General features: G+C 65.2%; 13 protein-coding genes. 10 read left to right on the top strand and 3 right to left on the bottom strand.

Annotated elements, in window-relative coordinates; genetic code table 11:
• Positions 1-29: 29 nt before the first annotated feature.
• Positions 30-1,283: a tRNA (N(6)-L-threonylcarbamoyladenosine(37)-C(2))-methylthiotransferase MtaB gene (gene mtaB / locus ABIB99_RS29775; RefSeq protein ID WP_063980400.1), complete on the bottom strand. Its 1,254-nt coding sequence runs from the start codon at positions 1,281-1,283 to the stop codon at positions 30-32.
• Complete coding sequence (gene dapF, locus ABIB99_RS29770) at positions 1,283-2,158, bottom strand: diaminopimelate epimerase (protein WP_354178918.1); 876 nt, start codon at positions 2,156-2,158, stop codon at positions 1,283-1,285. The genes mtaB and dapF overlap by 1 nt, the downstream gene beginning before the upstream one ends.
• A gap of 206 nt (positions 2,159-2,364) precedes the next feature.
• On the opposite strand from dapF, the gene ABIB99_RS29765 reads away from it, so the two are divergent.
• Positions 2,365-3,108: a GyrI-like domain-containing protein gene (locus tag ABIB99_RS29765; RefSeq protein ID WP_071908659.1), complete on the top strand. Its 744-nt coding sequence runs from the start codon at positions 2,365-2,367 to the stop codon at positions 3,106-3,108.
• A gap of 5 nt (positions 3,109-3,113) precedes the next feature.
• Positions 3,114-3,833: an SIMPL domain-containing protein gene (locus ABIB99_RS29760; protein ID WP_063980398.1), complete on the top strand. Its 720-nt coding sequence runs from the start codon at positions 3,114-3,116 to the stop codon at positions 3,831-3,833.
• A gap of 158 nt (positions 3,834-3,991) precedes the next feature.
• Here ABIB99_RS29760 and ABIB99_RS29755 read toward each other — a convergent pair whose 3' ends face one another.
• Complete coding sequence (locus ABIB99_RS29755) at positions 3,992-5,056, bottom strand: MBL fold metallo-hydrolase (RefSeq protein ID WP_354178915.1); 1,065 nt, start codon at positions 5,054-5,056, stop codon at positions 3,992-3,994.
• Between the two features lie 448 nt (positions 5,057-5,504).
• Here ABIB99_RS29755 and ffh point away from each other — a divergent pair, with 448 nt between their 5' ends.
• From ffh to leuC, 8 genes are all read left to right on the top strand, one after another.
• The gene (gene ffh, locus ABIB99_RS29750) at positions 5,505-7,049 is read left to right on the top strand and encodes a signal recognition particle protein (RefSeq protein ID WP_354178913.1); all 1,545 of its coding nucleotides are present in this window, start codon (positions 5,505-5,507) and stop codon (positions 7,047-7,049) included.
• An 85-nt stretch (positions 7,050-7,134) separates the two neighbouring features.
• Complete coding sequence (gene rpsP, locus ABIB99_RS29745; RefSeq protein ID WP_063980395.1) at positions 7,135-7,467, top strand: 30S ribosomal protein S16; 333 nt, start codon at positions 7,135-7,137, stop codon at positions 7,465-7,467.
• Positions 7,468-7,476: 9 nt separating this feature from the next.
• Positions 7,477-8,007: a ribosome maturation factor RimM gene (rimM, locus tag ABIB99_RS29740; protein WP_354178911.1), complete on the top strand. Its 531-nt coding sequence runs from the start codon at positions 7,477-7,479 to the stop codon at positions 8,005-8,007.
• Positions 8,008-8,126: 119 nt separating this feature from the next.
• Complete coding sequence (locus ABIB99_RS29735) at positions 8,127-8,807, top strand: TapB family protein (RefSeq protein ID WP_354178909.1); 681 nt, start codon at positions 8,127-8,129, stop codon at positions 8,805-8,807.
• A 53-nt stretch (positions 8,808-8,860) separates the two neighbouring features.
• On the top strand, positions 8,861-9,526 hold the full coding sequence (locus ABIB99_RS29730) for a hypothetical protein (protein WP_354178907.1): 666 nt from the start codon (positions 8,861-8,863) through the stop codon (positions 9,524-9,526).
• Positions 9,527-9,581: 55 nt separating this feature from the next.
• Positions 9,582-10,337 (top strand): tRNA (guanosine(37)-N1)-methyltransferase TrmD, encoded by a 756-nt coding sequence (gene trmD, locus ABIB99_RS29725; protein ID WP_354178905.1) that lies wholly within the window; start codon positions 9,582-9,584, stop codon positions 10,335-10,337.
• Between the two features lie 108 nt (positions 10,338-10,445).
• Entirely contained in the window at positions 10,446-10,826 is a 381-nt protein-coding gene (gene rplS, locus ABIB99_RS29720; RefSeq protein ID WP_063980390.1) for a 50S ribosomal protein L19, read from the top strand.
• 322 nt (positions 10,827-11,148) lie between these two features.
• Entirely contained in the window at positions 11,149-12,555 is a 1,407-nt protein-coding gene (gene leuC / locus ABIB99_RS29715) for a 3-isopropylmalate dehydratase large subunit (protein ID WP_063985988.1), read from the top strand.
• Positions 12,556-12,598 lie beyond the last annotated feature (43 nt).

Raw genomic sequence — 12,598 nt, 5'->3', positions numbered from 1 at the left:
CGCCCGGTCAAGCCGGGCGACGACACTGATTACGTGGTTAGCCGCTCGCCATCGCTGCCGGCGATCATCAGCGGCACCACACGGCCAATACGTTCACCCGCGATCGCCACCGGCAGATAATGCTCCGTGCGGCCCTGGCTGTCGCTCTCGATCAGCACATCGCGCGTCGTACCCACTTCCTCTTGCAGCCGCCGTCGTAATGCCACTTCGCCCGCCGCACGCAGCCGCTTCGCACGCTCCTTGATCGCACCGCCCGCGACCTGCGGCATCCGCGCGGCCGGCGTGCCGGGGCGTGGCGAATACGGGAAGACGTGCAGGAACGTCAGACCGCACTCCTCCACGAGATCCAGCGAGCGCGAAAACATCTCCTCGGTCTCGGTCGGAAAGCCCGCGATGATGTCGGCTCCGAACGCGATGTCCGGGCGCAGGCGGCGGACCTGGTCGCAGAACGCGATCGCGTCGTTGCGCGAATGCCGCCGTTTCATGCGCTTCAAAATCATGTCGTCGCCGGATTGCAGCGACAGGTGCAGATGCGGCATCAGGCGCGCATCGTCGCCGATGGCATCCAGCAGATCGGCATCGGCCTCGATCGAATCGATCGAGGAGATGCGCAGGCGCTTGAGCTCCGGCACGTGCCGCAAGATCTGCTTCGTCAGCATGCCGAGTCTTGGTGCACCCGGCAGGTCGGCGCCATAGCTGGTGAGGTCCACACCGGTCAGCACGATCTCGGCATGGCCGCGCGCAACAAGCGCCCGCACCTGATCGACCACCGCGCCCATCGGCACCGAGCGTGAATTGCCGCGGCCATAGGGGATGATGCAGAACGTGCAGCGATGGTCGCAGCCGTTCTGCACCTGCACGAACACGCGCGGCAGGCCGCTCGCAAAGCCGTCGATCAGATGCGGCGCCATCTCCTTCACCGCCATGATGTCGCTGACGGCGATCTTTTCGCTCGCACCGAGATCGAACGCGGCACGCGCATCGCGCCAGGCTTCGCTGCGCATCTTGTCGTCATTGCCGAGGACGCGATCGACCTCGGCCATGTCTGCGAACATCCGGCTCTGCGTCTGCGCCGCACAGCCGGTGACGACGATGCGCGCACCCGGCCGTTCGCGCTTCAATTTACGGATCGACTGGCGCGCCTGCGCCACCGCTTCGTTGGTGACGGCGCAGCTGTTGATGACGATGGTATCGGAAAGGCCAGCGCCTTCAGCCTCGCGGCGGATCAATTCGGCCTCGAAGGCATTGAGGCGGCAGCCGAAGGTGACGACGTCGACGGCCATCAGCCGACCGGCGCGAACAGCGCCGGATCGAAGGAGCCCTCATATTCGAAGGTCGCGGGGCCCGTCATCAGCACGTGGTCGTCGCTTTCACGCCATTCGATCCCGAGCTTGCCGCCGGGCAGCGTGATCTCGACATTGCGCTCGGTGCGCTTCAGCCGCGCGGCAGCGACCGCGGTCGCGCAGGCCGCCGAACCACAAGCTCTGGTCAGGCCCGCGCCACGCTCCCAGGTGCGGATCGTGACGTGGTCGCGATCGACGATGTGGGCGAGCGTGATGTTGGCGCGTTCGGGGAAGATCGGGTGATTTTCCAGCAGCGGACCGAAACGCTCGAGATCATAGGCGTTGACGTCCTCGACCCAGAAGATCGCATGCGGATTGCCCATGCTCACCACCGAGGGCGAATGCAGGATCGGATTGTCGATCGGCCCGATCTGCAATTCGATGTAACGGGTGTCGCGAAACTCTTCCGCCAGCGGAATGTCCTGCCAGCCGAATTTTGGCGCGCCCATATCGACGGTGTAGAGATCGGGTGCCGGGCCCTGCCAGCAATTGAGCAAGCCCGCAGCGGTCTCGAACGTTGCCGTGGTCTGCCCGGTCTTCTCGAAGATGCGCCGCACCACGCAGCGCATGCCGTTGCCGCAGGCGCCGGCCTCGGAGCCGTCATTGTTGTAGATGCTGATGAACGCCTCGGTCCCGTCGAACCGCGGCTTCCGGAGCACCATGAGCTGGTCGTAGGGCACGCCGCCCGGCGCGGACGCGACCGCGCGGACGTCGTCCGGCGTCACCGGCGCGGCGGAATCACGCATGTCGACAACGACGATCTCGTTGCCGATGCCGTTCATCTTGGCAAATGCGTGGTTGGCCAGAGCGCTCATGAAATGTCCCGAATTTCGCCTGCCTTATATGGCGATCCTTGGCGGCTTGGCCAGTGATTTGCCGCCATAGCCATGACGCATCTGTCATGGGACGAATTCGGCACTCGCGTGTTAGAACGGCACGGTTCGCGCAATCCGGGACGCGCGGCCGGCTCAAGGCCTTGGGGATGTAAGGCCTTGGCGCATAAGCCCTTGGGGAGAATAGAATGAATCGTTTTTGTCGCCTCGCACTGCTCGCGCTGATCCCGGCAGCGACCATGTCGTTTGGCGTGCCCGGCGCTCTGGCGCAGACCCCGAGCCCGGCGCCCGCCGCGTCGGCCAGCCCTTCGCCGGCTCCGTCGGCCTCGCCCTCCCCGGCCGCAAGTGCGGCACCTGCGCCCGCGGCGGCGCCCTCTCCGGCGCCATCGCCTGCGGCCAGCGCTTCGCCCTCACCCGCTCCGGCGGCCCCGCCGCCCGCTGCGGCCGCGACGCCCGCCCCGGTGCAGACCGCCGATCCCTTTGGCCTGGAGACCACGCTCGAGCCGAAGAAGGTCGTGATGGTCAAGGGCACTGCCAATTGGGATTCGGCCTTCGACACGCTGATCGACGCTTTCAAGGCGCTGAACACGCTGCTGGACAAGCAGGGCATCAAGCCCGCCGGCAATTCGATGATCGTCTACACCTCGACCGACGACACCGGCTTCACCTTCCTGGCCGAGATCCCGGTCGAGCAGGACCCGAAGAACCTGCCCAAGGACATGAGCATCGGCAAATCGCCCGAAGGCAAGGCGCTGAAATTCGTTCATCGCGGCTCCTACGACAACATGGACAACACCTATGAGGCGATCACCAATCACCTCGACGACAAGAAGCTGGAAGCCAAGGACACCTTTATCGAGGAGTACCTCACCGATCCCCTGAAGACGGCGGAGGACAAGCTCGTGATCAACGTGTTCGTGCCATTGAAGTGAGAGAGATGAAGAAGCCTGCCGTCCTTTTTACGTCCCTTGCCGCCGCTTTCGCCGCCACGCTGCTGGCGACGCCCGCACGCGCGGACGATTTTCCCTCCGCGATCTCGGTGAGCGGCGAAGCCACGATCTCCGCGGCGCCCGATCTCGCGCAGATCGACGCCGGCGTCGCCAACGACGCCAAGTCGGCGAAGGAAGCCTCCGACGCCAACAACGCCGCGATGGGCAAGGTACTGCTGGCGCTGAAGGGCGCTGGCATCGCCGAGAAGGACTATCAGACCTCGCGCCTGTCCTTGCAGCCGCAATACGGGCAGAACAAATCCACCGGCGCTTCGCCCGTGGTCGGGTTCCGCGCCTCTAACCGCGTTACCGTGAAGATCCGCGACGTGACCAAGGTCGCTGGCATCATCGACACGCTGGTCGGCGCCGGCGCCAACGACATCGGCAACATCTCCTTCGAGGTGACGCAGGCCTCAAAGCTGCTCGACGACGCCCGCGAACAGGCGGTCGTGGACGCCCGCCGCAAGGCCGAGATCTATGCCAAGGCCACCGGCGTCACGCTCGGCTCGCCGCTCAGCGTATCCGAGGGCGGCGCTCCGGTGCCGCTGTTCAAGGCAAGAATGGCGACCGCGCCGATGGCGGCGCCCGCGGCAGTCGCGCCGGGCGAGGAAACGCTGTCGGTGACGGTGAATGTCAGCTGGGCGATTATTCGCCCTGAAGGCAAATAAGTCTCTTGTCCCGGACGCGCTGCAGCGTGAAACGCCGCTGCGCAGGGCCGGGACCCAGAAAGCCAACGGCACGTGCTGCTGCATGGGCCCCGGCTCTGCAGCGCACCGTCGAAGAGACGCTGCGCTGCGTCCGGGGCAAGTTGTGTACGTGGATGGATTTAGATCTCCACCACCTGTCCCGGCTGCATCGCCACGAACCGTTCCTGCGGAAGCTTCGCGGCATCCAACGCTTCGACCAGCGCCTTGGCCGGCGCGTCGATCGCTTCATCGGTCAGCTGGAACGTGCCGTGATGATGCCCGAGCGCGGCTTGCGCGCCGCAATCGGCCAGCGCCTTCACGGCGTCTTCCGGATTCATGTGCTGGTCGCGCATGAACCAGCGCGGTTCGTAGGCGCCGATCGGGAGGATCGCCAGACGCAGCGGCCCGTGCTTCTCTGCGACGCGGCGAAAGTGCCCGCCGTCGCCATAGCCGGAATCGCAGACCACGTAGATTTTCCCCGCCGGCGTCTCCAGCACGAAACTCGCCCACAGTGCCTTGTTGCGATCGAACATGCCGCGCGCCGACCAGTGCCGGGTCGGCACCAGCGTCACGGCGATGCCGCCGCCGAGCTCGACGCGATCGTGCCAGTCGAAGGCCTCCACCTTGATGGAGGAGTCGGCGCTGCGCATCGTTACGTCGTTGCCGAGTGGCGTCACCACGCGCGGCGCAAAGTTCTTGGCAAGCCGCGACAGCGTCGCGATGTCCAGATGATCGTAATGACCGTGCGAGACCAGCACGACGTCGATCTTCGGCAACTTCTCGAACGCGATACCGGGGTCGTTGTGCCGCTTCGGTCCGGCAAAGCTGACGGGCGAGACCCGCGAGGACCAGACGGGATCGACGAGGATGTTGAGGCCGCCGGCCTGGACCAGCCAGCTGACGTGGCCGACGAAGGAGAGCCGCACCTTGTCGCCCTCGACGCGCTGCGGCGGCGTGTCGGCATAGGGGTTGGGCACCCAGTCGGGCCAGTCCGCGCGCTGCCCCCGGCCACCTAATTGCCACCGCAGCACCTCGCCGAGCGATCTCGGCGGCGCCCCGTCGGGATCGAAGAAGGTCAGGCCGTCAAAATGGTCGGAGGCGGGGCCGTCATAGGTTTTCATGCGGGACATCCAGAGGGGCGGAACACCGACCAGCGCGGCACCACCGGCGAGCAATCCAAAGAGGCGGCGGCGGGTGATTGGCACAAGCGGGCTTCAGGGATGGTAGCGGTGGTAAGTCATCATCTTGTATATGGGCGGAGCCTAGGCAAAAGGAACCGGCCGCCGAAAGTTCCGTATTTTCAGAGTCTTGGCCTGGCAAAGGCACCCCGGCACCCTAACTTTCCTTGACTTTTGGGCGGGAGCGGCGTTTAACCCCGCCACTTTCTCGGAAAGGCTTTCTTTTCGACCCGCCCACTGGCCCTGGAGGCCAGAGGCCAACGCCCGACAGCGCTGTGCGCCCTCGGGCGCAAAGGTGTTTGGAAGATCGCTTGCTTAGGAAGTGGTCATCGCCCGACTTGATCGGGCGATCCAGTATCCCAGAGGCAGCTCGGCTGAACCGAGGTGCCGGGGCGTACTGGATGCCCCGGTCAAGCCGGGGCATGACGATGGTGAACGCGGCAACCCTGCGCGAGCAGGACAAGGGACAACGGCATTGTTCGACAATCTGTCGGAACGGCTTGGTGGCATTCTCGATCGTCTGACGGGGCGCGGTGCGCTGACCGAAAAGGACGTCGACGCCGCGATGCGCGAGGTGCGCCGCGCGCTGCTGGAAGCCGACGTCGCGCTCGAAGTGGTCCGCAGCTTCACCGAGCGCGTCCGCGAGCAGGCGATCGGCGCCACCGTCGTCAAGTCGGTCACGCCCGGCCAGATGGTGGTTAAGATCGTCCATGACGAGCTGATCAACACGCTCGGTGCCGAAAGCCAGACCATCGACGTCAATTCCGTGCCGCCGGTGCCGATCATGATGGTCGGTCTGCAAGGCTCCGGTAAGACCACCACCACCGCGAAGCTCGCCCGCCGCCTGGTCCAGCGTGACAAGCGCAAGGTGCTGATGGCCTCGCTCGACGTCTATCGCCCGGCGGCGATGGAGCAGCTGGCCGTGCTCGGCCGCGACCTCGACATTCCGACCTTGCCGATCGTGGCGGGCCAGCAGCCGCCGCAGATCGCGAAGCGCGCACTCGAAGCCGGCAAGCTCGGCGGTTACGACATCGTGCTGCTCGACACCGCCGGCCGCACCACGCTCGACGAAGACATGATGGCGGAAGCGGCTGCGATCAAAGCCGCTGCCAATCCGCATGAAGTGCTGCTGGTAGCAGACAGCCTCACCGGCCAGGACGCCGTGAATCTTGCGCGCGCCTTCGATCAGCGCGTCGGCCTCACCGGCATCGTGCTCACACGAGTCGACGGCGACGGCCGCGGCGGCGCCGCGCTGTCGATGCGCGCCGTCACCGGCAAGCCGATCAAGCTGATCGGCACCGGTGAAAAGACCGACGCGCTGGAAGATTTCCACCCCGATCGTATCGCCGGCCGCATCCTCGGCATGGGCGACGTGGTGTCGCTGGTCGAACGTGCCGCCGCCAACATCGACGCCGAAAAGGCCGCGCGCACCGCCGAGCGCATGCGCAAGGGTCAGTTCGACCTCAACGACATGCGCGAGCAGCTGTTGCAGATGGCGAACATGGGCGGCATCAGCGGGCTGATGGGCATGATGCCCGGCATCGCCAAGATGAAGAACCAGATCGCGGCCGCCGGCATCGACGACAGGATCCTGAAGCGGCAGGTCGCGGTGATCGATTCCATGACGCGCGACGAGCGCCGTCATCCCGACCTGCTCAAGGCCAGCCGCAAGAAGCGCATCGCCGCAGGAAGCGGCCAGAGCGTCGAGCAGGTCAACAAGCTGCTCAAGATGCACCGGAACATGGCCGACGTGATGAAGGCCATGGGCTCGGGCAAGCGCGGCCCGCTCGCCGGCATCGCACAGGCGATGGGCTTTGGCGGTGGCATGAAGCCGCCCTCACCGGAAGAGATGAAGGCGTTGCAGGAGAAGATGCAAGGCGGCGGACAAGGTCTGCCCAGCCTGCCGAAGGATTTGCCCGCTGGTCTGCGCACCGGCCTGCCCAACGTTCCCGGCCTGACCGGGCTGAGCGGCAAGCCGACGCTGCCGGGCCTCGGCGGATTTCCGGGCAAAAAGAAATGAGGAATTCGTCGCGAGGGATCCTAAGCATCTCGCGCGACGCGGAATACCAATCAACCGAACAAACTGTACTTTGAAGGAGAACCAGATGTCCGTCGTTATCCGCCTCGCTCGCGCAGGCACCAAGAAGCGCCCCGTCTATCACGTCGTCGTCGCCGATTCGCGCTTTCCCCGCGATGGCCGCTTCATCGAGCGTCTCGGTTATTTCAACCCGCTGCTGCCGAAGGACAACGAGGCCCGCCTCAAGCTCGACATGGACAAGGTGAAGGCTTGGGTCGCCAAGGGTGCGCAGCCGTCGGACCGCGTGGCGCGTTTCCTCGACGCCGCCGGCGTCAAGAAGCGCGAAGCGCGCAACAACCCTGAGAAGGCCGTGCCGCGCAAGGAGCGCAAGGCGCAGGCCGAAGCCGCCGCGAAGGGTTAAGGTCAGATCATGTCGGCGCTGGTCTGCGTCGCGCGGATCGGCGCCGCCCATGGTGTGCGCGGTGCGGTCAAGCTGTGGACCTTCACCGAAGATCCCTTTGCCATCAAACGCTACGGGCCACTTCTGTCCAAGGACGGCAAGCGCCAGTTCGAGGTCGCGCAGGCGCGCGAGGCCAGGGATCATCTGGTCGCGACGTTCAAGGGCGTCACGACCCGCGATGAGGCCGAGCGCCTCAACGGCATCGAGCTCTACGTCGCGCGCGAAAAGCTGCCCGCGACCGACGAGGACGAATATTACCACACCGACCTGATCGGGCTCGCCGCCGTCACCACCGACGGCGACGCGCTCGGCCGCGTGCTCGCGATCCACAATTTCGGCGCCGGCGACATTATCGAGATCGCGCCGCCAAAAGGCACGACGATGCTGCTGCCGTTCACAAACGCGGTGGTGCCGGAAGTCGATCTCACAGGCGGCCGCGTCGTGATCGCGCTGCCGCAGGAGATCGAGGGTGATGATGACAGCGAGGCTTCGTCATCATGACGGCGCGGTAACGGCTCGCTAACAAATCTCGCGAAATCTTCACTTGCATCGGGCATCCGGCTCGTTCACGCTTTGGTTGCATCGCCCTCCCGCGCGTCTCCCGAACACCGGAGTCCCAAATGCTGCGCCGCTGTCTTCCGGCAACGATCAGCCTGCTCGCATCCGCGGGCCTCGTCAGTGCGCAGACGCCACCGAGCCCCCCGCCGGCTGCAGCCGAGCAAGCCACCTCGCTCGCCCCGATGGAGGAGCCGCAGGTCGGTGACCACTGGACCTACGAGATGCGCGACGAGATCACGGGCGACCTCAAATCGACCATGACGCATACCATCACCGACGTGTCGGCCACCGAGATCAGCGTCCGGTTCGAGATCCTCGGCAAGCCCGGTTTCGGCTACCAGACCTATGACCGGTCGTGGGACATCATCAACAATGGTGCATGGCGGTTCACGCCGAATGACGGCACGGGCATCCGCATGCCGCTCGCGATCGGCAAGACCTGGACGTTCAAGTCCAGCGACTCCAACAGCACGGCGGGTGTCAACCTGAAGCGCACTGGTACCTCGAAGGTCACGGCGAGGGAGACCATCACCACCCGCGCCGGCACATTCGAGGCCTACAAGATCGAAACCTCGATCGAGATGCGAAACGCCAACGATCCCACCAAAAAATCCCAGGCCGAGCAGCAGGCCTGGTACGTGCCCGAGATCAACCATTGGGTGAAGCGCACTTACGTCAGCAGGGCGGACGGCAGGGTTCGCGAGCGGGGCGCGCTCGAAATGATCGAATACGGCCGCCGCTAGCGGCCGGCGCAAAAGCGACCGTCGATGACCGAAGCCTTCCGGGGAGCATGAAGATGTCTCGTTACGCGGCCACGATGATGGCTTGTCTGCTTGCCGGCACCACCCTGGCATCGGCGGCGAGCGATCCGCCCGCTGCCGCAAAGCCGGTCATCGCGATGGAGGCACCCCTGCAAGGCGACTTCTGGACCTACGAGGTGCGGGACGAAATCAGCGGCAAGGTCAGCGCGGTCCGCAGGAACATCGTCACCGAGGTCACGCCTGCCGAGATCAGCGTTCGGGTCACGACCGACGGCAAGGAGGCCGAGGGCCTGAATATCTACGATCGGTCGTGGAATCTGAAGAACGCGGGTGAGTGGAAATATCAGCCCGGCGACGGCAGCGGCATCCATGCGCCACTGAAAATCGGCGATAGCTGGAGCTTCTCCGCCGATGACGTCAACAGCAGCAAGGGCTTCATCTGGAAGCGCTCGGGCCATTCGAAGGTCGTCGGCCAGGAGACCATCACCACCAAGGCCGGCACATTCGAGACGTACAAGATCGAAACGACGCTCCTGAGGCGCCCGACCAACGATCCGAGCCGCAAGCACGAGATCACGGCCATGACCTGGTACGCGCCGGCCATCGACCACTGGGCGAAACGGACCTACGTGGCGCGCGGCAACGGCCATCTGCTGACCAATAACGTCATCGAGCTCGTCGAGTACGGCCGCAAGCAATAACCAACTCGGCCGGCCGGGCCTCGACCTGTCGGCCGCAATGCCCTAACCAGCGGCCATGACGACCTCCTCACCCTGGCGCGCGACGGTGCTGACGCTGTTTCCGGAGATGTTTCCGGGGCCGCTCGGCGTGAGCCTGGCCGGCCGGGCGCTGGCTGGCGGGCTCTGGGAGCTCGAGGCGCGGGACATCCGGGCCTCGGCCACCGACCGGCACCGCAGCGTCGACGACACCCCCGCGGGCGGCGGACCGGGCATGGTGCTGCGGGCCGATGTTCTGGCGGTGGCGATCGATGCCGCCGGGATCAGCCCGGACCGGCCGAAACTGCTGATGAGCCCGAGGGGTCGGCCATTGACCCAGGCCCGGGTGATGGAGCTGGCCGAGGGTCCAGGCCCCCTGATCGTCTGCGGACGGTTCGAGGGGGTGGACCAGCGGGTGATCGACGGACGGGCCCTGGAGGAGGTCTCGATCGGCGACTACGTGCTGTCCGGGGGCGAAATCGCCGCGCTGGCCCTGATCGACGCCTGCGTCCGGCTGCTGCCCGGCGTGATGGGCAAGGAGGTCTCGGGAACCGAGGAAAGCTTTTCGGAGGGCCTGCTCGAATACCCCCAATACACCCGCCCGCAGCTGTTCGAGGGCGCTCCGATCCCGGAGACCCTGACCTCCGGCGACCACGCCAAGGTTGCAGCCTGGCGGCGGGCACAATCCGAGGCCCTGACCGCGGCCCGGCGGCCTGATTTATGGGCGCAAATCCCGGCCAAAGCCCCGAATCGGGCCGGACGCCAAAAAACGCCAAAAAACAAGACAGACGGGTGACAAACGCTCCGGCTTGCCTTATAGGAGCGGCCACATCCGCAATAGCTGGATCAACGAATTTCGCGCAGCCCCCGTTCTGCGGCTGGGCGCGCCGATGGAGATTTACCCATGAACCTGATCCAACAGCTCGAAAAAGAGCAATTCGACAAGCTCTCCGCCAGCAAGGAGATTCCGGAATTCGGTCCCGGTGACACCGTGATCGTCAACGTGAAGGTCGTCGAAGGCGACCGTACCCGCGTGCAGGCCTATGAAGGCGTCTGCATCGGCCGTTCCGGCGGCGGCCTCAACGAGAGCTTCACCGTCCGCAAGATCTCCTATGGCGAGGGTGTCGAGCGCGTGTTCCCGCTGCTCTCCCCGATGATCGACTCGATCAAGGTGGTGCGCCGCGGCAAGGTGCGTCGTGCCAAGCTCTATTACCTCCGCAACCTTCGCGGCAAGTCGGCCCGCATCGTCGAGAAGACTGAGCACGCCAAGGCCGTCAACGAGTAAGCTCCGTTTACAGACGAGTTCTAGAGAGCGCAGGGCAAAACCCCGCGCTTTTTTGTTGCGTCAGCCGTGCGCGTCAAAGCACTCGCGCTTCCAAATCGGCCTGCTATATATTCTTGGAATGTTTCCAGATCAGACCAGCCTTGCCCCCGTCACGCGCATCGTCATCGACGATCGCTCGCGGCTGCCTGGCCGGTTCTTCGGACGCTTCGCGACCTCGGCAACGTCAGAGCTTACGCGCGCAGCCTAAAAGCTGCGCTGACGATTTTGTTGCCCGCGCGTGACCGCGCATATCCGCACCACAACATTCCTGGAGCTGAAGCTCATGTCCAAGCCGACCACATTGTACGACAAGATCTGGAACGACCATCTGGTGCACGAAGCCGACGACGGCACCTGCCTGCTCTATATCGACCGCCATCTGGTGCACGAAGTGACCTCGCCGCAGGCGTTCGAGGGTCTGCGCGCCACCGGCCGCAAGGTGCACTCGCCGGAAAAGACGCTCGCCGTCGTCGACCACAACGTGCCGACCACCGATCGCACCAAGCCGAATCCCGATCCGGAGAGCATCGAGCAGATCAAGGCGCTGGCCGAGAACGCCAAGCAATTCGGCATCGAATATTACGACGAGTTCGACAAGCGCCAGGGCGTCGTCCACGTCATCGGCCCCGAGCAGGGCTTTACCCTGCCCGGCACCACCATCGTCTGCGGTGACAGCCACACCTCGACGCATGGCGCGTTCGGCGCGCTCGCACACGGCATCGGCACCTCCGAGGTCGAGCACGTGCTGGCGACGCAGACGCTGATCCAGAAGAAGGCGAAGAACATGCGCGTGACCGTCGACGGCAAATTGCCTGAAGGCGTGACGGGCAAGGACATCATCCTCGCCATCATCGGCGAGATCGGCACTGCCGGCGGCACCGGCTACGTGCTGGAATACGCCGGCGATGCGATCCGCGCGCTCAGCATGGAAGGCCGCATGACGGTCTGCAACATGTCGATCGAAGGCGGCGCCCGCGCCGGCCTGGTTGCGCCCGACCAGAAGGCGTTCGACTTCCTGCGCGGCCGCCCGAAGGCGCCGAAGGGCGCGGACTGGGACGCGGCGATGCGCTACTGGGAGAAGCTGCGCTCCGACGACGGCGCGCATTTCGACCACGAGCTGCGCCTCGACGCTGCCAAGCTGCCGCCGATCGTGACCTGGGGCACCTCGCCTGAGGACGTCATCTCGGTGACCGGCATCGTGCCCGATCCGGATCAGATCGCGGACGAGGCCAAGCGTCTCTCCAAGCACCGCGCGCTGAAATACATGGGCCTGACGGCGGGCACGAAGATCACCGACATCAAGCTCGACCGCATCTTCATCGGCTCCTGCACCAACGGCCGCATCGAGGATCTGCGCGCGGCGGCGAAGATTGCCGAAGGCAAGACCGTTTCAGCGCATGTCAACGCCATGGTCGTGCCGGGCTCCGGCCTCGTGAAGGAGCAGGCCGAGGCTGAGGGTCTGGACAAGATCTTCATCAAGGCCGGCTTCGAATGGCGCGAGCCCGGTTGCTCGATGTGCCTCGCGATGAACCCGGACAAGCTGGCTCCGGAAGAGCGCTGCGCCTCGACCTCGAACCGCAACTTCGAGGGCCGCCAGGGTTTCAAGGGCCGCACGCATCTGGTGTCGCCGGCGATGGCGGCAGCCGCCGCGATCGCGGGTCACTTCGTCGACGTCAGGGAGTGGCGGTAAGCCGCTCCCTGCAATTTGAGCTAAAGCGGCAAACGGCCGTTAA

The sequence above is a fragment of the Bradyrhizobium sp. LA6.1 genome, assembly GCF_040547805.1.
Classification (GTDB): Bacteria; Pseudomonadota; Alphaproteobacteria; order Rhizobiales; family Xanthobacteraceae; genus Bradyrhizobium; species Bradyrhizobium barranii.
The sequence above is the reverse complement of the archived record's forward strand: the minus strand, read 5'-3'. Positions and strand labels throughout refer to the sequence as shown.